This window comes from Mycobacterium sp. NGS63 (genome assembly GCF_059812295.1).
Genome location: NZ_JCALCJ010000001.1, coordinates 533324 through 555604, shown reverse-complemented (window position 1 = coordinate 555604; position 22281 = coordinate 533324). Strand labels below are relative to the sequence as shown.

The window sequence follows — 22281 nt, the reverse complement described above, 5'->3', positions numbered from 1 at the left end:
GACCCGCTACGGCGAGATGACCGAGCCGGACGCGCCGGTCCCCCCGCCGGTGGCGCCGCCCGCTCCGCCGCTCCCGACATTGGCGTTGCCCGGGGTGATTGCGAAGACGTTGCCGCCGGTGCCGCCGGTGCCGCCGGTCGGACCGGTGCCGCCGACGCCGCCGGTGCCGCCGAAGGCGATCCCGGTGGGCATGAAGTTGTACGCGGTCCCGCCCGTCCCGCCGGTACCGCCGACGGTCGCGCCGCTGCCGCCGGCGCCGCCGACCCCGCCGGTCGTCGTGCCCCAGTTAGCGGGGTATTGCAACAGGCCGTCGAACGTGTCGACGAAGTTGTACGGCCCGATGATCGCGGCGCCGCCGTGGCCCCCATTCCCGCCGGCGCCGACCGTGCCGGTGCCGCCCATTCCGCCGGCCCCGCCGACGGCGGTTCCCCACCCCAGGTTGTACGCCACGCCGCCGGCGCCGCCGTCACCGCCGATGGCCCCGGTGCCGCCGGCACCGCCGATGCCGCCGAGCGCGAAGCCGGCCCCGCCGGCCCCACCGGTGCCTCCCGTGCCGGTGGCGCTGGCCCCGCCGGCCCCGCCGGTGCCGCCGGAGGGAACGCCGAAGCCGAAGTCGGCGCCCCCCAGGAAGCCCACGTTGCCGCCGGCCCCGCCGGTGCCGCCGGTGGCGTCGGTCGCACTACCACCGGGCCCACCGGCGCCGCCGTTGCCGAAGTAGAAGCCGCCGTTGCCACCGGCCCCGCCGTTACCGCCGTTTACGCCCGAGATGCCGGAGATGAAGCCGGCCCCGCCGGTCCCGCCGTTGCCCACCCACACCGCGGACCCACCGTTGCCACCGGTCGCGCCCTGGCCGCCGGACCCGCCGTTGCCGCCGTTGCCGAGGATCCCGCCCAGCCCGCCGTTACCGCCGTTCACCCCGGCGACGGTGGAGTTCCAGCCGTTGCCGCCGTTGCCCATCAACAAGCCGCCGTTTTGGCCATTCGGGTTGGTCTGCGATGTCCCGTCGGCGCCGTTGAGGAAAAGCGGCGCCCCGATCAGCCGCTGGCTGGTCTGGTTCAGCTCGTACATCACCGTGCCGAGCGGGTCCGTCCTGGGCGGCGGCGACGCCCCCGAGGCGTCGGCCACCGCGGCCGGCCACAACGACGGATTGAACAGCTGGGTGGCGAGCACCTCGGCTTCCTGGAACGCCGCCCCCGCCTGGTTCAACGCCTGCGAGATCTGGTTGCCGACCGCCGTGGCCTGCTGGACGAGCGTCTGGAATTCCTGGCCGACCTCGGAAAACAGCGTGGCCATCGCCTTGGTTATCTGGTCACCGGCGGATCCCGGCACCCAGACGAACGGCAGGCCCGACGTCGCATTCGCCGCGCTGAGCGACGAGTTGATCGCGCTCACGTTCGCCGCCGCGGCCGTCAACGCATTCGGCGTGACGACCACATACGACATTGCTGACCTCCCGAGACCGCAGAGGTGTGCGCCCCTCCGCCGGCCATGACTAGGGCACTATAAACCTATCCTGTTGCACACGTGTAGATCTCCGTTTCGGGGAATCGCGGCACGGCCGCCGGTGGCCTCGCTACGGCGTGATGACGTTTCCGGGGTTGCCGGTGCCTCCGTTGGTGACGGTGCCGGTCCCGCCCGCGCCGCCACTGCCGACGTGGGCGCCGGTCGGCAGCGTCGCGAACACGTTGCCTCCGTTGCCACCGTTGCCGCCGGTGGGACCGGTGCCGCCGGTTCCGCCGGTGCCGCCGAAGGAGGCTCCGGTGCTCAAGAAGTTGTACGCGGTCCCCCCGGTCCCGCCGACGCCGCCGACCGTCGCGCCGCTGCCGCCCACGCCGCCGACGCCGCCGTAGGCGGTACCCCAGTCGACCGGGAGATAGGTCAGCAGGCCGTCGAAGTTGTCCACGGCGATGTTGAACGGCCCCATCCACGCGCTGCCGCCGTGGCCGCCGTTGCCGCCGACGCCGACCGTGCCGGCGCCGCCCGCGCCGCCGGCCCCGCCGGTGACGGTTCCCCAGCCGAGGTTGAACGCGATGCCGCCCGTGCCACCGTCACCGCCGGTGGCGCCGCTGCCGCCGACCCCGCCGGTGCCGCCGAGCCCGAAGCCGGCCCCACCGGCCCCACCGGTGCCGCCCGCGCCGCTGACGCTGGCGCCGCCGGCCCCGCCGGTGGCGCCGGTCGGAACGCTCATGCCCAATTCCGTGCCCCCGAGAAAGCCCGTGTAGCCGCCGGCCCCGCCGGTGCCGCCGGCCGCGTCGGTCGCGCTCCCGCCGGCCCCGCCCGTGCCACCGATGCCCCAGAAAAGTCCGCCGGCCCCGCCGTTACCGCCGTTACCGCCGGGGACGCCCGAAATATTGGAGATGAAGCCCGCCCCGCCGGTCCCGCCGTTGCCCACCCAAATGGCCGCCCCGCCATTGCCGCCGACCGCGCCCTGGCCACCCGACCCGCCGGTGCCGCCCGTGCCGATGAGCCCGGCCTGCCCGCCGTTACCGCCGTTGACGCCCGCGACGGTGGAGTTCCAGCCGTTGCCGCCGTTGCCCAGGAACAAGCCGCCGTTTTGCCCATTCGGGTTGCTCTGCGATGTCCCGTCGGCACCGTTGAAGAAGAACGGCTGCCCGAACAGCCGCAGGCCGGTCTGGTTGAGCTCGTACATCACCGTCGCCAGCGGTTCCGTCCGCGGCGGCGGCGATCCCTGTGAGGCCTCGGCCACCGCGTTCATCAAGATCTGCAATGGCGACGGGACGCCCGCGGCGGATACCAGCGAGCTCGCCGCCGCGGTCAGCGGCGACGCGTTGGTCGCCTCGGCGGCCGTGTACGCGCCGCCCGAGCCCGTCAGCGCCTGCACGAACTGGGCTTGCAGCGCCGCCGCCTGGTTGTTGAGCGCCTGAAACTGCCTGCCCACGTCGGAAAACACCGACGCGACCGCCGCCGACACCTCGTCACCGGCGGCGGCCGACACCGCGGTGGTCGACGCGGCCGCCGTGGCATGCGCGGCGTTGAGCGACGAGCCGATTGCCGCCACGTTCGCCGCCGCCGTCGCCACCACGTCCGGCGCGACGAACACATACGACATTGCTGACCTCCGAAGACCGTCGCGGGCGGGCGCCCCGCATCACGGTCACGCTTGCGAGTGGCTAAAAACTATCTTGTTGCACACCTGTATATCTGCGTTTTAGCAGATTTTCGTCGCCGCCCCGGGCCGGTTTCGCAGCGGACCGTTCCGGGTATGCAGATCCGGCGCGATTGGGGGACACGATGGACGAGAGCGAATTTCTGGTGGCCTTGGGTGAGGCGGCTCAGGACGCGGTGTGGGGGACGCAGCACCCGCTCACCCATCACTTGTCCGACGACGACCCCCGTCGGGCCGAATACCTGCGTGACTATCAACAGTCGGTCGGACGTCAGGTGCTCGCGGCGATAACGACGCTGCGGCCCCGCATGGCGTCATAGCAGTTCCGCGCCTACCGCAAAGCGCGCGGAATGTCGCGCGGCAAACAATCCGTTCCGGCCCGGAACCGTCGTGGTCGGGCCGCACCGAGAAATACGTGGCGCCGGCGCGTGACATTTGCACCTACCAGCGAGTAACTTCTACCCTACTGACGAGTAAGAAAGCAGGCCGTGAACGAACCACACGCATGCCGGATTGCTGGGCGCCACCAGCGCGGATGCCGCTATCCACGGATCGCCGGCGCGGCCCGCCGTGCGGGCACGTCGCCGGCGGCATGGGGCGCGCAGAACCGATGATTACTCATGTGGCGCCGGCGGGCACGGCCTTCGATTGCGAAGTTTGCTGAAAACGGCTATGTCGCCGCGGACGTCCTCCCCACGAATGCCAATTCGCCGTCGAGAATCACAATTTTCGTTATCCGCACCGCCCACATTCGGAAAAGCGAATACAACCACCCAAATCCGTTGCGACTCAACGCATCAGGTCTCTCGCTTGGATACGCTGGATGCCGAGGCGCGGGCCCGCAAAAACAATTATATTCTGACACACAGGGAACAATGGCTGTGAAATCAGGTTGGTATCTTAAAATTGCCGGTGACCCTCCGTCGTGCGTAATGGGGGAACGATGAACAAGGACGAGGACTTCGAGGCGGCCGTGGGCGAGGCGGCGCAGGACGCGGTGTGGACAACGGAGCATCCCCTCACGCACCACCTCGAAGAGGATGACCCGCGCCGCGTGAAATACTTGCGTGAGTACCAACGGTCGGTCGGCAACCAAGTGCTTGCGGCGATAGCCGCCCTCAAACCCTGCGGCTGCCAGAACAGCTGGTAAGCCCCGGCCCGGATGCGCGGCGGCGCCACTGGCGCGCGGCAAATGCCGGATTCGCCCACGTCGTCGGGGTAGGCGACGGTAGTTTCAGTGCTGCGCCGCCCGTATAGGCCGGGAATAGCGGCTTTCCGGCGCCGCGATGCGCGGTGCGGGACGACGAAGGAGGATCGGTGAAAGCCATTCCCAAGCTGTTGGTCTTCGCGCTTGTCGAGTTCGTGGTGTTCGGCTCGATGCTGTTCGTTCCGGCGGGCACCTTCGATTACTGGCAGGCCTGGGTGTTTCTCGTGGCGGTTGCCGTTCCGGCGTGGATTCCCAGCATTTACCTGCTGCGCACGAATCCCGTTGCGCTGCAAGCGCGGATGAGCGGCGGGCCGGCCGCGGAGACCCGGCTGGCGCAGAAGATCGTCATCGCCGGCCTGTACCTGTCGCTGGCGGCGATGGTCGTGGTCAGCGCCCTCGACCATCGCTTCGGATGGTCGCCCGTTCCGACGGCGATCTGTCTGGTCGGTGACGTCTTGGTGGCCACCGGGTTGGGCGTGGTGGCGCTCGTGATCATTCAGAACAGCTATGCCGCGGCGACCGTCCGGGTCAAGGAGGGCCAGCAGGTCGTCTCCACGGGCCTGTACGGGCTGGTGCGCCACCCCATGTACACCGGCAACGTCATCATGATGATCGGCATCCCCCTCGCGCTCGGTTCCTACTGGGGCCTCGTCTTCGTCGCGCCCGGCGTGACCGTGCTGGCGTGGCGCATCCGCGACGAGGAGAAGCTGCTCCGAAACGAGTTGGACGGGTATCGCGAGTACACGCAGAAGGTTCGCTATCGCCTGGTGCCGGCTATGTGGTGAGCGACTGGTCTACAGATCGCTGGCCGGGCTCACCGCGGGAACCTCTTCCTCCGATGAGGCGGGCCCGCTCAACCTCCGAGCGAAGCTTCGCACCGAGGGCGCGTCGAAGAGCGTCCGCACCGGGAGGTGGGTGTCCAGGGCCGTGTTGATCGCGGCGATCGCGCGCATCGCGGAAATGGAATCCCCGCCCAGGTCGAAGAACGACTCGTCCACCGGGACGCCGTCCGTCCCGAGCGCTTGGGCGTAAATGCCGGCCAGGATCTGTTCGACCAGATTGGCCGGGGCGCCATCACCGTTGCCGTTGCGGTGATATTCGAGATCTGACAGCGCCGGTTGGCTCGGCGCCGCCCCGTTCCCGTTCGTCCGGGCGTGCTTGCCCACGTCGCGCGCGTCCGCCGACGGCAACGGGCGCGCCGGGTCGTCGGTCATGGCCACCAGCGCCTGGTTGAATCGCTCGAGCACGGCTTCGATGTCGGCGGCGTCGAACAGGTCCGCGCGATATTGGAGGTGAAGTTCCAGTTCGCTGCCCGGCAGGGCCTGGACCGTGAGCGGGTAGTGGTAGTGGTCGCGGTTGGTGATCGCGGTGATGGCCAACCCATCCTCGCCCGACAATTCGGCGGCGTCGGTCGGGTAATTCTCGTAGACGAAGACGGTGTCGAAGAGCCGTTCGTGACCGGTGGCGCGATGAATCTCGTTGAGTCCCAGGTGCTGATGGTCGAGCGTGTAGTTGTGGGCGCTTTGCAGTTGGTCGAGCAGCTCGGCGGTGGTGGTGGCCGGGGTGATCGTCGCCCGCGCCGGCACGGTGTTGATCAACAGGCCCACCATCGAGTCCGCCCCGTCCACCTCGGCCGGCCGCCCCGAGACGACAGCGCCGAAGGCGACGTCGTGCTGACCGGTCAGCCACGTCAGCACCTGCGCCCACGCGGCCTGCAGCACGGTGCTGACCGTGGTGTGACCCGAACGTGCGAGTTCGGTGACGGCCTGCGTGGTCGGCTCGGACACCCGGAACGTCGCGACGCCGCGCCGCCCCAGCCCGAACCGATCGGCCGGGCCGACGAGTGTGGGGGTGTCGAATCCCGCGAACATCTCCCGCCAGACCGCGCGTGCGGCGATCCGATCCCGGCCGTGCAGCCAGGTCACGAACCTGCGATACGGCACCGCCGTGGGCAGCCAGTGTCCGTAGTAGCTGGCGAAGACCTCCCCCAAGAGGATCGGCAGCGACCAGCCGTCGAGCACGATGTGGTGGTTCGTCAGCACGAATCGGTGCCGATCCGCCGCCGTGCGGATCAGGGCCACCCGGAGGGCCGGCTGGTTGGCGATGTCGTAGACCGCGGCGCGTTCGGCAGCGCATACCTCCCGGATCTGCGCTTCGACGTCGACGTCGGCCCCGTCGGCGACGACGTAGTGCCACGGCACCACGGGATCGGCCGGGATGACCTGCACGGCCTCGTCGAACTGTGAGCAGAATCGAGCAGCCAGGTTGGGGTGGCGGTTGACCACCATGTGCACCGCTTCGCGCAGGCGGTGCTGATCGAGCCGGCCGCTCAACGCGATATCCAGCTGCACCGCATACACGTCATCGCAACCCCGCGTGGCGTTGGCGTGGAACGCCAGACCCTGCTGCAGCGGGGTCAACGGCAGCACGTCGGCGATGCGCTGGTGGTGCCGGCCGAGTTCGTCGATCTGCTGCTGACTCAGGCGGGCGGGCCAGATGTCGGACGGCGTCAGCCCGCCTCCCCCGCTGCGCACATGCGCACAGATGCCGGTCAACGCCTCGAACCACAACCGGCTCAGCCGGCTGACCTGTTCGTGGTCGACGGCAGACGGCGCCCACGTCCAGCCGGCACGCAGCTGCGGGCCGCTGTCGGCGTCCACGGTGCCGGCGTTGAGCTCCACGGTGTGCATGAGCGGCATCGGGGTGGTCGCGGCAACCCGGGCGACCGACCCGCCGTCCGAGCAGATCCGCCACACCTCGCCGGAGGCGTCGGTCCCCGCCCCGAGGCGTCCCAGATAGTTGAATCCGAACGGCGGATCGGACCCGGCCACATCGGCCACGTCGACGTCGGAGTTCAGATAGCGCAACACGCCGTAGGTCAGGCCGTCCGGCAGTGCCCGCAGCTGCTCCTTGGCATCCTTGATCACCACCCCCAGGGCCGCCTCACCCGCGGTGACCTGCGCCCAGTCCAGCCCGCCGACGGCCAGCGCCACCGGGTATTTCGTGGTGAACCACCCCACGGTCCGGGACAGGTCCAGCTGTTCCTTCGAGGCGACCAATTCCTCCTGGCGCCCGTGGCCCTCCACGTCGATGCCGATCGGGCCGCCGCCGCCCACGAACTCCGCGGCCGCCAGGGCGAACGCGATCAGCAAGATGTCCTGTATCCCGGTGTGAAACGCCGCCGGCACCTCGCCGAGCAGCATGCGGGTGGTCTCGGCGTCCAGCTCCACCGACAGGTTCCCGGCGGTGAGGAACGTGTCCACCTCGGGGCGCACCGCCGGCAGCGCCGGGGGGGTCGCGGCGATCTGCCGCCACGCCCGCGCCTGCTCCACCACCTCCGGGCGGCCCGCGTGCTCGGCCAGCAGCGACGCCCACCGCGCGAACGACGTCCGCGGCGCCGGCAGCACCACCTGTTGGCCGGCGCAGCGCTGGGCCCAGGCCAGGTTGAGGTCCTCCAGCAGGATCCGCCACGAGACCCCGTCGACGGCCAGGTGGTGAACGATCAGCACCAACCGGCTCGTGGAGGACACCCACAGCGCGCTCAGCATCACCCCGGCCGCCGGGTTCAGCCGCGACCGCGCCTCGACCACCGCCGCGTCGGACAACACCTCCACCGCGCGCAGGCAGCTGCGGGCGTCGACCGCCCCCACCTCGGGCACGGTCAACGACCAGCCTCCGGCGTCCTCGTCGACGCGCAGGCGCAGCATCGCGTGCCGATCCAGCAGGGCCTGCAGCAGGGCCACCACGTCGTCCTCGCCGGCCCCGGCGGGCGCCTGCAGCGACACCGTCTGGTTGAACTGGTCGACCGGGCCCTCGACGCTGTACAGCCAGCACATGATCGGGGTGGCCACCACCGGACCCACGCCCTCGTCGATCACGTGGGCGTCGTCGTCGGCGACGCCGGCCACCCGGGCCAGCCGGGCCACGGTCTGCTCGACGAAGATGTCGCGCGGCCTGCACACCACGCCGGCGGCGCGCGCCCGCGCCACCACCTGCATGGACAAGATGCTGTCCCCGCCCAGCTCGAAGAACGACTCGTCGACCCCGACCCGCTCGAGACCCAGCACCTGCGCGTAAATGCTCGCCAGGATCTCCTCGACGGCGTCGGTGGGGGCGCGGTAGTGATCGATGTCCTGGTATTCGGGTGCCGGCAGGGCGCGGGTGTCGAGCTTGCCGTTGACCGTCAGCGGCAGCGCGTCGACGACCACCACCGCGGCCGGCACCATGTACGACGGCAGCCGCTCGGCCAGCGTCGCCCGCAGCTCGGCGGGGTCCGCGGCCCCGGTCACGTACCCGACCAGGCGCTTGTCGCCGGGGCGGTCCTCGCGGGCGATCACCACCGCCTGGCCCACCCCGTCCAGCCCGGCCAGCGCCGCCTGCACCTCGCCGAGCTCGATGCGGTATCCGCGGATCTTCACCTGCTCGTCGGCGCGCCCCACGTAGCGCAACTGCCCGTCGGCGCCCCACCACACCAGGTCACCGGTGCGATACATGCGCGAGCCGCTCGTGCCGAACGGACACGCCACAAACCGCGTCGCCGACAGCCCCGCCCGGCCCACATACCCGTCGGCCACCCCGGCGCCGGCCACATACAACTCCCCGACCACACCCATCGGCACCGGCCGCAACCACTGATCGAGCACGAAGAAACCGAGATGCGCCAGCGGCACCCCGATGGGGCTGACCGTGCCGTCGACGTCGGCGGCCAGGATCTCCCGGAACGAGGCGTGCACCGTCGTCTCGGTGATGCCATACATGTTGATCAGCCGCGGTAGCTCCGGGTGGTTGCGCAGCCACGCCGAAAGACGCTGGGGCTCAAGGGCTTCGCCACCGAACACCACCGCCTGCAGGGACAGCTGCCGATCGTGCTCGGCCTGCGCCGCGTCGGCGGACTGCAGCGCATAGAACGCCGACGGGGTCTGGCTGAGCATCGTGACCCGCTCGCCGGCCAGCAACGCGTGCAGGTCTTCCGGCGAGCGCACCACCGCGTCGGGCACCACCACCACCCGCCCGCCGTAGAGCAGCGCGCCCCAGATCTCCCACACCGAGAAGTCGAACGCCAGCGAATGGCACTGCGACCACACCTGCCCCGCCAGCCCGAGGTCGCCGTCCAGGGTCCGCAGCAGCCGGATCACGTTGCGATGCGGGATCGCCACCCCCTTCGGGGTGCCCGTGGTACCCGAGGTGTAAATGAGATACGCGGTGTCATCCGGAGCCGGACCCGCCGGCGCCGCACCGGGTTGCGCGGCAACGTCGCAGTCATCGATGTCGAGGACCAGCGCGTCACGCCCGTCCAACCGCGGACGCAACTCGGCCGTGGTGATCACCGCGCTCGGCGCGGCGTCACCCAGCACGAACTGCATCCGCGCCTCCGGCACCGCCGAGTCGATCGGCACATACGCCGCCCCGGTCTTGGCCACGGCGAGCATCGCCACGATCGCCTGCACCGAACGCGGCAACAGCAGCGCCACCCGCTGCCCGGGCCCCACGCCCCGGGCGGCCAGCGACCGCGCCCACCGGTTGGCCGCCTCGTCCAGGTCTCGATACGTCATGGACCGGTCGCCGCAGGTGACCGCCACGGCATCGGGCGTGCGCGCCGCCTGTCCGACGAACACCGCCGGGATCGACTGCGCGGCCGGTGCCGGCTCGCTCAGCACCGCCCGGTTGCCCCACCCGTCCAACCGGGCACTTTCGGCCTCATCCAGCACGTCCATCGACGACAACCGCCGCCCCGGATCCGCCGTCATCGCCGCCAACACGCGCTCGAACCGCGCGATCAAGGTGTGGATGCTCGCCTCGTCGAACACGTCGGTGCGGAATTCCACCAGCCCGCCGATCCCCGCCGGCTCACCGGATTCGCTCCAGCGTTCGGCCAGGTTGATGGTCAGGTCCATGCGGGCGGTGTGGGTGTCGACCGGCAGGGGCGTGACCTGCAGATCGCCGAGGGCCAACCCGGCGGCGTCGGTGTCCTGCCACGCGAAGTTCTGCCACGCCAACATCACCTGCACCAGCGGGTGATGGGTCAGGCTGCGGGTCGGGTTGAGCCGCTCCACCAGCACCTCGAACGGCACGTCCTGGTGCTCGTAGGCGGCCAGGCTGCGCCGGCGCACCTGGGCCAGCAGGTCGGCGACCGTGGGATCGCCGGCCAGGTCGACCCGCAACACCAGGGTGTTGACGAAAAAGCCCACCAGCTCGTCCAGCGCGGGGTCGCGCCGGCCGGCGATCGGGAACCCGACGGCCACCTCGCTGCTGGCGCTGAGCTTCGACAGCAGCACCGCCAGGGCGGCCTGCAACACCATGAAGCTGGTCGCGTTGTGCTCTCGCGCCACGTGGGCGGCCCGCCGCTGCAGCTCGGCCGGCCACTCCACCTCCACGGTGGCACCGCGATAGTCGGCAACCGGTGGGTAGGGCCGATCGGTGGGCAGCTGCAGGTGCTCCGGCATGCCGGCCAGGGCGTCCTCCCAGTAGGCCACCTGCGCGGCGATGCGGCTGTCGCTGTCGTCGAGATCCCCCAGCTGCGCGCGCTGCCACAGCGTGTAGTCGACGTACTGCACGGCCAGATCGGCCCAGCCGGGGGCCTGCCCCCCGCACCGGCTGACGTAGGCCACCCCGAGGTCGTTCACCAGCGGGGTGATCGACCAACCGTCGGCGGCGATATGGTGCACCACGGACACGTACACGTAGTCGTCCTCGGCGACGCGGAAAAGCCTTGCGCGCATGGGGATCTCGGTCGCAAGGTCGAACGGGTGACCCACCACCGCGTCGATGGCCTGGCCCAGCTGGGCCTCCGACCATCCGGCGGCATCCACGACCGCCCAACCGAAGTCGGCGTCCCCGGCGGGCACCACCTGCTGGCGCGGTATGCCCTCGATCGCCGGGAACAGGGTGCGCAGGCTCTCCTGGCGGGCCACCACGTCGGCCAGCGCGGCACCAAGCGCGTCGGCGTCCAGGCGCCCGCGCAACCGCAACGCCACCGGGAGGTGGTAGATCGGTGAGGGGCCCTGGAACTGGTCGATGAACCACAACCGGCTCTGGGCGAACGACAACGGCACCACCGCGGGGCGCTCGATCGCCGCCAGCGGCTGCAGGCGATCCTCGTCCCCGCCGACGCGGGGCGCCAACTGGGCGACGGTGGGCGCCTCGAACACGGCACGCACCGAAAGCCCGGCGTCCAGGGCGGTGTTGACCGCGGCGATCAGGCGCATCGCCGACAGCGAATCCCCGCCCAGGTCGAAGAACGAGTCGTCCACCCCGACGCGCGCCACACCCAGCACCTCGGCGAAGACGCCGGCCAGGATCTCCTCGGTGAGGGTGGCCGGGGCGCGGTAGGTTGCGATGTCCTGGTACTCCGGCACCGGCAGCGCCCGCCGGTCGAGCTTGCCGCCGACCGTCAACGGCAGCGCGTCCAGCGCCACGATGGCGGCCGGGACCATATAGGGGGGCAGCCGTTCGGCCAGGGCGGCGCGCAATTTGCCCGGATCGACGGCCCCGGTGACGTACCCCACCAGGCGCTTGTCGCCGGGGCGGTCCTCGCGGGCGATGACGGCCGCCTGCTGGACCCCGTCCAGCGCGGCCAGCGCGGCCTGGACTTCGCCGGGCTCGATGCGGTAGCCGCGGATCTTGACCTGCTCGTCGGCGCGCCCCAGGTACTGCAGCTGCCCGTCGGGGCGCCAGCGCACCAAGTCCCCGGTGCGGTACATGCGCGTCCCGGGCCCGCCGAACGGCGAGGCGACAAACCGCGACGCGGTCAAGCCGGCCCGGCCGACGTACCCGACGCCCACGCCGCGGCCGGCCACGTACAGCTCGCCGATGACCCCCGCCGGCACCGGCCGCAACGACTCGTCGAGGACGAACAGCGCGCTGGTCGGCACCGGCGCGCCGATCGGCGCCGCGCCGGCCTCGACGGTGTCGGCGTGTGCCTGTGTCTGCAGAGGCGCGCTCATCGACGCGTACACCGTGGCCTCGGTGGGGCCGTAGGCGTTGAGCACCACTCGCCCGGGCGCCCACCGATCCACCACGTCGGCCGAGCAGGCCTCACCGCCGAGCAACAGCGCCACCGATTCCAGCCCGTCCGGGTCGAGCGCGGTCACCGCCGACGGCGTTTGGGTGAGCACGTTGACGTGTTCGCGGACCAGCAGGTCGTGGAAGTCGTCCGGTGAGCCGACGACGCAGTCGGGCACCACCACCAGCCGCCCTCCGCCCAGCAGGGCGGCCCAGATCTCCCACACCGAGAAGTCGAAGGCATACGAGTGGCACTGCGTCCACACCTGCGCCGCCGGAAGACTGGCGGGCGTCGACTCCGCGAGGTGGGCCAGGTTGTGGTTGGCGATGGCCACGCCCTTGGGGGTGCCGGTGGTCCCCGAGGTGTAGATGAGGTAGGCGATGTCGTCGGGGTGCGGTGGCGGCAGCGGCGTGCAGGGGTGGCGCCCGACGGCGGGATCCGCGACGTCGATGACCGCCAGGTCGTACCCGTCCAGCCGATCGGCCAGAGCGGTGGCGGTGACGGCGGCCGTCGGTGCGGCATCGGCGAGCAGGAACTCGATCCGCGCGTCGGGCAGCGCCGGGTCGATCGCCAGGTACGCCGCCCCGGTCTTCAGCACGGCCAGCATGGCCACGACGGCGTCGGCCGAGCGCTCCAACAGCAACGCCACCCGCGCGCCCGGGCCGACACCGTAGCCAGACAGCAAGTGCGCCAGCCGGTTTGCCGCCTCGTCGAGTTCCCGGTAGGTCAGCGACCGGTCCGCGGAGGTGACCGCCACCGCTTCCGGGGCGCGCGCCACCTGCGCGGCGAACAACGCCGGAACCGACGCCGCGACCGGCGCGGGCCGGCTCAGCAGCGCGCGGTTGCCCAGCTGGTCGAGCCGGGCGCGCTCGGCCTCATCGAGCACATCGATCGACGACAGCCGGCGCCGCGGGTCGGTGGTCATGCCAACCAGCACCCGCCTGAACCGCTCGAGCAGCGTCTCGATGCTGGCCGCGTCGAACACGTCGGTGCGGAACTCGACTCCACCCCAGATGCCGGCGGGCTCGCCGGCGTCGCTCCAGCGTTCGGCCAGGGAGAAGGACAGGTCCATGCGGGAGGTGCGGGTCTCCACCGGCAGCGGAGCGACCTGCAGATCGCCCAGGGCCGCCCCGACGGCGGGCTCGTCGGGACCGTTGGCCTGCCAGTTCTGCCAGCCCAGCATCACCTGGACCAGCGGGTGTCGAGTCAGGCTGCGGGTCGGGTTGAGCCGCTCGACCAGCACCTCGAAGGGCACGTCCTGATGCTCGTAGGCGGCCAGGCTGCGCCCTCGCACCTGGCCCAGCAGCTCCGCGACGGTGGGGTCGCCGGCCAGGTCGACCCGCAGCACCAGGGTGTTGACGAAAAAGCCGACGAGATCGTCCAACGCGGGGTCGCCGCGCCCGGCGATCGGGAACCCGACGGCCACCTCGCTGCTGGCGCTGAGCTTCGACAGCAGCACGGCCAGGGCGGCCTGCAACACCATGAAGCTGGTCGCGTTGTGCTCGCGGGCCACGCGGGCGACCTGCCGCTGGAGTTCGGCGGGCCAGTCGACGAAGACGCTGGCGCCGCGGTGGTCGGAGACCGGCGGGTAGGGCCGGTCGGTGGGCAGCTGCAGGTGCTCGGGCATGCCGGCCAGGGCGTCCTCCCAGTAGGCCACCTGCGCGGCGATGCGGCTGTCGCTGTCTCCGAGATCCCCCAGCTGAGCGCGCTGCCACAGCGTGTAGTCGGCGTATTGGACGGCCAGCGGCTGCCAGGCGGGGGCCTGCCCCGCGCACCGGCTGGCATAGGCCACCCCGAGGTCGTTCACCAGCGGGGTGATCGACGAGCCGTCGGCGGCGATATGGTGCACCACCGACACCAGGACGTGCTCGTCATCGGCGACGCGGAAAAGGCTTGCCCGCATGGGGATTTCGGTCGCCAGGTCGAAGGGGTGACTCACCACGGCGTCGACGGCCTCGGCCAGTCGGCTTTCCGGCCAGCCGGCGGCGTCCACGACGGCCCAACCGAAGTCGGCGTCCTCGGCGGGCACCACCAGCTGGCGCGGCACCCCCTCGTGGGCGGCGAACAGCGTGCGCAGTGTCTCCTGGCGGGCCACCACGTCGGCCAGCGCGGCGCCGAGCGCGTCGGCGTCCAGGCGCCCGCTCAGCCGCAGCGCGACCGCCATGTTGTAGATCGGTGAGGGGCCCTGGAACTGGTCGATGAACCACAGCCGGCTCTGGGCGAACGACAGCGGCACCACCGCGGGGCGCTCGATCGCCGTGAGCGGCTCGAGCCGGCCCTGGCCGCGGCCGATGCGGGGCGCCAGCTGGGCGATGGTGGGCGCCTCGAACAACGTGCCCACCGACAGGCCGGCGTCCAGGGCGGTGTTGACCGCGGCGATCAGGCGCATCGCCGACAGCGAGTCGCCGCCGAGATCGAAGAACGAATCGTCCACCCCGACCAGCCGGGGCGGCTCCACGCCCAGCACCTGGGCGTAGATGCCGGCCAGGATCTCCTCGACCGCGGTGGCCGGCGCGCGGTAGTGATCGCCGTCCTGGTATTCGGGTGCGGGAAGCGCGCGTTTGTCGAGCTTGCCGTTGACCGTCAACGGCACAGCCGCGACGACTACCACCGCGGCCGGAACCATGTAGGCGGGCAGCCGCTCGGCCAGGGCGGCGCGCGTCTGGTCCGGGTCCGCGTCGCCGGTGACGTACCCCACCAGGCGCTTGTCGCCGGGGCGGTCCTCGCGCACGATCACCACCGCCTGGCCGACGCCGTCCATCGCGGCCAGCGCCGCCTGCACCTCGCCGAGCTCGATGCGGTACCCGCGGATCTTCACCTGCTCGTCGGCGCGCCCCACATACCGCAGCTCGCCGTCGGCGCCCCACCACACCAGGTCCCCGGTGCGATACATGCGTGAGCCGCTCACCCCGAACGGACACGCCACAAACCGCGTCGCCGACAGGCCGGCGCGGCCCACGTAGCCGGCGGCCACTCCGGCGCCGGCCACATACAGCTCGCCGACGACCCCCGTCGGCACCGGACGTAACCACTCGTCGAGCACGAAGAAACCGAGATGCGCCAGCGGCACCCCGATGGGGCTGACCGTGCCGTCGACGTCGGCGGCCAGGATCTCGCGGAACGAGGCGTGCACCGTCGTCTCGGTGATGCCATACATGTTGATCAGCCGCGGCGAGCCGGGATGATTGGCGAACCACGCCGAAAGACGCTGGGGCTCAAGGGCTTCGCCACCGAACACCACCGCCTGCAGGGACAGCTGCCGATCGTGCTCGGCCTGCGCCGCGTCGGCGGACTGCAGGGCATAGAACGCCGACGGGGTCTGGCTGAGCATCGTGACCCGCTCGTCGGCCAGCAGCGCGTGCAGGTCTTCCGGTGAGCGCACCACCGCGTCGGGCACCACCACCACCCGCCCGCCGTAGAGCAGCGCGCCGAAGATCTCCCACACCGAGAAGTCGAACGCCATGGAATGGCACTGCGACCACACCTGGCCCGCCAAGCCCAGGTCGGCGTCCAGGGTTTCCAGCAGCCGGGTGACATTGCGGTGGGGTATGGCCACCCCCTTCGGGGTGCCGGTGGTCCCGGATGTGTAGATGAGGTAGGCGATCTCGTCGGGGCTCGGGGCCGGCAATTCGGTGCCGGGCTGCGCGTTGACGGCGGGATCCCGCACATCTTCGACGTCGATGACGGACAGGTCGCAGCCGTCCAGGCGGGGCCGCAATTCGGCAGTCGTGATCACGGCGGCCGGCGCGGCGTCACCCAGCACGAACTGCATCCGCGCCTCGGGCACCGACGGGTCGATCGGCACATACGCCGCCCCCGTCTTCAGCACGCCCGTGATCGCCACCACCGCCTCGACCGAACGCGGCAACAGCAGCGCCACCCGCCGGCCCGGCCCGACGCCCCGAGCGGTCAGCAGGTGCGCCCATCGGTTCGCCGTCTCGTCCAGGTCGCGGTAGGTCATGGACCGGCCGTCGCAGGTCACCGCGACCGCATCGGGCGTGCGCGCCGCCTGCGCGGCGAAGACCGCCGAAATCGACGCGGTCCGCACCGGGTGGCTCAACGCCGCCCGGTTGCCCCACCCGTCCAGCCGGGCGTGCTCGGCGGCATCGAGCACATCCATCGACGACAACCGCCGGTCCGGATCCGTCGTCATCGCCGCCAGCACCCGCTCGAACCGCGCGACCAGCGTTTCGATGTCGCCGTCGTCGAAGACGTCGGTGTCGAATTCGACGCGCAGGCCCAGTTCGTCGCCCGGCACGGCCTGGATCGCGAGCGGGTAGTGGTTGTACTCGCGGTGGGCGAACCCGGTGACGGCCAACCCGTCCTCGCCCGCCAGCGCCGCGGTGTCCAGCGGGTAGTTCTCGTACACGAAGAAGGTGTCGAAGAGGACGTCCTGGCCGGTGACGCGGTGGATCTCGCTGAGCGCGAGGTGCTCGTGGTCATACGTGTGGTTGCGCGCGCTTTGCAGCTGGTCGAGCAGCTCGGCGGTGGTGGTGGTCGCGGTGACGTGCGCGCGCACCGGCACGGTGTTGATGAACAGCCCGATCATCGAGTCCGCGTGGGGCACCTCGGTGGGCCGGCCCGAGACGGTGGTGCCGAAGGCAACGTCATGGCGGCCGGTCAGCCACATCAGCAGCTGCGCCCAGGCCGCCTGCAGTGCGGTGCTGACGGTGGTGTGGCGGGAGCGCGCCAACTCGGCGAGCGCCCGGGTGGTCGGCTCCGACACTCGGAAGGACGCCACGCCGCGCCGTCCCATCCGCAACCGGCCTGGCGGACCGATCAATGTCGGGGTGTCGAAACCGGCCAGCACCTCACCCCAGGCCGCGCGGGCGGCATCGAGGTCGCGGCCCGCCAGCCAGGTGACGAACCTGCGATACGACCCCGCGAGGGGCAGCCGCTTCCCGTAGTAGCTGGCGAAGATTTCGCCGAGCAGGATCGGCAGCGACCACCCGTCGAGCACGATGTGGTGATTCGTCAGCACAAAGCGGTGCTCGTCGTCGGCGGTGCGAATGAGGGCGGCCCGGAAGGCCGGTTGTTCGGCGAGGTTGCGGACCGCGGCGCGTTCGGCGGCGCACACCTGCGCAACCTGGGCGCCGACGTCCGAGAGATCCGGGTCCCCGCCGGTGAGGTCGACATACCGCCAGGGCACGCCGGGATCGGCGGGGATGATCTGGACCGGCTGCTCGAACTTGTCGGAGAAGCGGGCCGCCAGGTTCGGATGCCGGGCCACCACGCTGTGTACGGCTTCATGCAGGCGGTGCTGGTCGACCCAACCGCTCAACGTGATGTCGAGCTGGACCGCATACACGTCGTCGCCATCCTGGGCGGTGGCGTGAAACAGCAGCCCCCGCTGCAGGGGTGTCAGCGGCAGGACGTCAGCTATCCGCATATTGCCGCTGAAGCTCGTCGATCTGTTGCTGGCTGAGACCCACAGCGATGTCGGACGGGGTCAGCCCGCCCCCGCCGCCGCGCACGTGCGCGCAGATGCCGGCCAGGGCCTCGAACCACAACCGGTTCAGCCGGCCGACCTGCACGCGGTCCAGCGCCGATGGCGCCCACGTCCAGCCGGCGCGCAGCTGCGGGCCGGCCTCGGTGTCCACCGTGCCGGCGTTGAGCTCGACGGTGTGCATCAGCGGCATGCTGATGGCCGCGGCGGTGCCCGTGACCGACCAGCCGTCCTGGCGGATTTCCCACACGTCACCGGAGACCTCGGAGGCGGCACCCAGGCGCCCCAGATAGTTGAACCCGATCGGCGGATCGGACCCGCCCAGATCGACATCGGGGTTCAGGTAGCGCAGCAGACCGTAGGTCAGGCCGTCCGGCAGGGTCCGCAGCTGTTCCTTGCCGTCTTTGAGCACCGCCCCCAGCGCGGCGTCCCCGGCCACCACCTGGGCCCAGTCCAGGCCTCCCACGTGCAACGCCACCGGGAATTTCGCGGTGAACCAGCCGACCGTGCGCGACAGGTCGACGTGTTCTTTCGAGGTGGCCAGGTCCTCGTCGCGTCCGTGGCCTTCGACGTCGATGCCGATCGGCCCGTCGGTGCCCACGAACTCGGCGACCGCGACGGCGAAGGCGATCAACAGGATGTCGTGGATGCCGGCATGGAACGCCGCCGGCACCTCACCGAGCAGCATGCGGGTGGTCTCGGCGTCCAGATCCACCGACAGGTTCCCGGCGGTGAGGAACGTGTCCGCCTCGGGGCGCACCGCCGGCAGCGCCGCCGGGACCGCGGCCACCCGTCGCCAGGCCGCCGCCTGCTCCACGACCTCCGGGCGGCACGCATCCTCGGCGAGCAGCGACGCCCACCGCGCGAACGACGTCCCGCCGGCCGGCAACACCATTTGCTGCCCGCCGCGAAGCTGGGCCCAACCGAGGTTGAGGTCCTCGACCAGGATCCGCCACGACACCCCGTCGACGGCCAGGTGGTGAACGATCACCAGCAGCTGCGCCGTGGGGGCCGCCCACAGTGCGCTCAGCATCACCCCGGCCGCCGGATCCAACCGCGACCGCGCCTCCGCCACGGCATCCTCGGACAGCACCTGCGCCGCGCGCAGGCAGCCGCGGGCGTCGACCGACCCCGCCTCGGGGACCGTCAACGACCAGCCTCCGGCGTCCTCCTCGACGCGCAGGCGCAGCATGGCGTGCCGATCCAGCAGGGCCTGCAGCAGGGCCACCACGTCGTCCTCGGTCGCCCCCACCGGCGCCTGCAGCAGCACCGTCTGGTTGAACTGATCGACGGGGCCCTCGACGCCGTGCAGCCAGCACATGATCGGGGTGGCCACCACCGGACCCACGCCGTCGTCGGGCGCATCGGCGTCACCGGTGGCCACACCGGCGACCTGAGCCAGCCGGGCCACGGTCTGCTCGACGAAAACATCCCGCGGCCGGAACACCACCCCGGCGGCCCGCGCCCGCGCCACCACCTGCATGGACAGGATGCTGTCCCCGCCCAGCTCGAAGAACGACTCGTCGACGCCCACCCGCTCGAGACCGAGGACCTGCGCGTAGATGCTCGCCAGGATCTCCTCCACCGCATCGGACGGGGCCCGATACCGGTCGCCATCCTGGTATTCGGGTGCCGGCAGGGCGCGCTTGTCCAGCTTGCCGTTGACCGTCAACGGCAACGCATCGACCACCACCACCGCGGCCGGCACCATATATCCCGGCAGGCGCTCGGCCAGCGCAGCGCGTGCGGCGGCCGGCTCGGCGGTCCCGGTCACATACCCCACCAGGCGCTTGTCGCCGGGGCGGTCCTCGCGGGCGATCACCACCGCCTGCTCGATCCCGTCCAGCCCGGCCAACGCGGCCTGCACCTCGCCGAGCTCGATGCGGTATCCGCGGATCTTCACCTGCTCGTCGGCCCGCCCCACGTACCGCAACTGCCCGTCGGCGCCCCACCAGGCCAGGTCCCCGGTGCGGTACATCCGGGTTCCCGGCGCGCCGGCGAACGGGCACGCCACGAACCGCGTCGACGTCAGACCCGGCCGGCGCCAGTACCCGGACCCCGCGCCGCCGCCGGCCACATACAACTCCCCCACCACCCCCGCCGGCACCGGCTGCATCCACCCGTCGAGCACGAAGAACGCGTACTGGGCCAGCGGCACGCCGATCGGACTCACGGCGCTGTCGACATCGTCGGGGAAGATCTCCCGGAACGAGGCGTGCACCGTCGTCTCGGTGGTGCCGTACAAGTTGAGCAGCCGCGGTGATTCCGGGTGGTGGTCCAGCCATGGCCGCAACCGCTGCGGTTCCAGCGCTTCGCCGGCGAAGATGACCGCCCGAAGCCGGAGCTGACGTCCGAGCTCGGGTGAGAGCGCGTCCGCGGTCTGCAGCGCGTAAAACGCCGAGGGGGTCTGGCTGAGGACTTCGACCTGTTCTTTGACCAACAGCGCATGGAAGTCCTCGGGCGAACGGGCCACCGACTCAGGCACGACCACGAGGCGTCCGCCGGACAACAGCGCGCCCCAGATCTCGCACACCGAGACGTCGAAGGCCAGGGAGTGCCACTGCGACCACACCTGCCCCGGGGCCAGCTCGGCGTCCAGGGACTCCAGCAGCCGGGTGACGTTGTGGTGGGTGATGGCGACGCCCTTAGGGACACCGGTCGTGCCGGAGGTGTAGATGAGGTAGGCGGTGTTGTCCGGCTCCGGCGGCGGGAGCGCGGCGCTGGATTCGCCGTCGGGGGCGGGGTTCGCGAGCTGGGCGACGTCGATGATCAGCAGGTCGCGTCCGGCCAGCCGGTCGGCCAAGCCGGTGGCTGTGATCGCGGCGATCGGCGCGGCATCGTCGAGCATGAACTCGATACGGGCCGCCGGCACCGCCGGGTCCATCGGCACATAGGCCGCCCCGGTTTTGAGCACCGCCAGAATCGACACGATCGCCTCGGCCGAACGCGGCAGCAGCAGCGCCACCCGCTGCCCCGGGCCCACCCCGTGGCCGGCCAGAAGGTGCGCCATCCGGTTGGCGGCGTCCTCGACCTCGCGGTAGGTCCACGAAGATTCTCCGAAAGTGAGCGCCACCGCCTCCGGGGCGCGGGCAGCCTGCGCGGCGAACAGCGCCGGAATCGACTGCGAAGCGGGTGCGGGTTGGCTCAGCACCGCACGGTTGCCCCACGCGTCCAGCCCGTCGAGCTCGGCGGCGTCGTGCAGGTCCAGCGACGAGAGCCGCCGCCCCGGATCGGCGGTCATCGCCACCAGCACCCGGCCCAACCGTCGCGCCAATTCCGCGACGTCGAAATTCGCAAGCGGGCCCTCGGCGCCCGCCGTGCTCAGGAAAACCTGGTCGCCTCCGCCGGAGAAGATCAACGCAAAGTCGCCCACCTGGACGGGATTGGTAAACGACGCCGATGCCGCGACACCGGCGAAGTCCATCGTCATTTTCGACGGCATGAAATTGACGCTCACGCGATTGGCCGGCCGCCCGCGGCCGCTCGCGCCGGCCTTGCGTTCCAGGGCGTGCGCCGGGAACCGCTGGTGCTGCAGCGCTTCTCGTATCCGCGCGTCGACGTAGGAACAAAAACCGGCCACCGTCGATTGCGGCGACACGCTCAGCACCAGTGGCACGACGCCGGAAATCATGCCCGGAAGCGTCTTCGACTCCGGGCGCACGCGCCTGCTGACCGGAAACTCGAGCACCACCTCTGAGCCCTCGGCGCACCACCCACGCACCAGCAGGGCGCACGCCGCGGTGATCACCGACGATCGGGGCACGTTCCACGCGTCGGACAACTCTTGAACTCGCCGCAGCACGACGGGGTCTAGCCGGACCGGCGCGGAAGGCTGCGACCGATCCCCCGCGTCCCGCGCCGGGACAGCCCCATTGTGTGGTCCGCTTTCCGGTGGAAGATTCTGGGCCCAGTACGCCTGATCGTCCAGATAATCGGCGGACGCTTCGTACTCGGACTCGCAGCGAACCAGATCCTGCAGCGAGCCGAAGAAGGCGGGAGGAATGGGCGCGTCGGAAACAAATGCGGCGTAGACGGTGGCAATCCGGTTGGCGATCAGCGTAATTCCGGTGCCGTCGATGACCATGTGATGGAAGCAGCCGAACAAATAGAATTCATCGGACCATGTCTGGAACAGAGCAAAATTGAAAAGCGGGCCGGCGGAAGGCAATGGCGCGCGTTGGATCTCCAGGGCCATCCGGCGGGCTTCCTGCACCGGATGGCGCGTGTCGCTCAGGTCGTGGAAGGCCAGCTCGAAATCCGGGTAATCGATCGCCCTCTGGAAGACCTGGCCGTCCACCTCGAAGACGGCGGCCCTGGCCGGTTCGGCCTCCCCCATCACGTGCCGGATCGCCCGCTGCAGCAACGCGCGGTCTATCGCGCCGTCGAATCGCACCAGCACGCCAAGCTGCCACTCCGTGCCGGAGTGAGCCGCTTCCTGTGAGAGCCAAATGTCCAGCTGGCCCCGCGTCAGCGGGAAAGCCCGGTCATCAAGTTCCATC

Annotated in this window: 6 protein-coding genes and 2 pseudogenes; 3 read left to right on the top strand and 5 right to left on the bottom strand. The window is 70.9% G+C overall.

Annotated elements, in window-relative coordinates; genetic code table 11:
• Positions 1 to 6 precede the first annotated feature (6 nt).
• The 3 genes and pseudogenes from AC5Y4Z_RS02460 to AC5Y4Z_RS02450 form a co-directional block, all read right to left on the bottom strand.
• On the bottom strand, positions 7 to 1443 hold the full coding sequence (locus AC5Y4Z_RS02460; RefSeq protein ID WP_499960656.1) for a PE family protein: 1437 nt from the start codon (positions 1441 to 1443) through the stop codon (positions 7 to 9).
• 490 nt (positions 1444 to 1933) lie between these two features.
• A pseudogene (locus AC5Y4Z_RS02455) lies at positions 1934 to 2539 on the bottom strand (PGRS repeat-containing protein); the annotation flags it as partial.
• Between the two features lie 309 nt (positions 2540 to 2848).
• Positions 2849 to 3070, bottom strand: a pseudogene (locus AC5Y4Z_RS02450) (PE family protein); the annotation flags it as partial.
• Between the two features lie 182 nt (positions 3071 to 3252).
• Here AC5Y4Z_RS02450 and AC5Y4Z_RS02445 point away from each other — a divergent pair.
• From AC5Y4Z_RS02445 to AC5Y4Z_RS02435, 3 genes are all read left to right on the top strand, one after another.
• Complete coding sequence (locus AC5Y4Z_RS02445; RefSeq protein ID WP_499960655.1) at positions 3253 to 3447, top strand: hypothetical protein; 195 nt, start codon at positions 3253 to 3255, stop codon at positions 3445 to 3447.
• A gap of 623 nt (positions 3448 to 4070) precedes the next feature.
• A complete protein-coding gene (locus AC5Y4Z_RS02440) occupies positions 4071 to 4277 on the top strand; it encodes a hypothetical protein (protein ID WP_499960654.1) in 207 nt (68 codons plus the stop codon).
• Between the two features lie 167 nt (positions 4278 to 4444).
• Positions 4445 to 5119, top strand: a complete 675-nt coding sequence (locus AC5Y4Z_RS02435; RefSeq protein ID WP_499960653.1) for a methyltransferase family protein — start codon at positions 4445 to 4447, stop codon at positions 5117 to 5119.
• A 9-nt stretch (positions 5120 to 5128) separates the two neighbouring features.
• On the opposite strand, the gene AC5Y4Z_RS02430 is transcribed toward AC5Y4Z_RS02435, so the two are convergent.
• Positions 5129 to 17725, bottom strand: coding sequence for a non-ribosomal peptide synthetase (locus tag AC5Y4Z_RS02430; RefSeq protein ID WP_499960652.1), 12597 nt, complete (start codon positions 17723 to 17725; stop codon positions 5129 to 5131).
• Positions 17712 to 22280 (bottom strand): amino acid adenylation domain-containing protein, encoded by a 4569-nt coding sequence (locus tag AC5Y4Z_RS02425; RefSeq protein WP_499960651.1) that lies wholly within the window; start codon positions 22278 to 22280, stop codon positions 17712 to 17714. The genes AC5Y4Z_RS02430 and AC5Y4Z_RS02425 overlap by 14 nt, the downstream gene beginning before the upstream one ends.
• Position 22281: the final 1 nt, after the last annotated feature.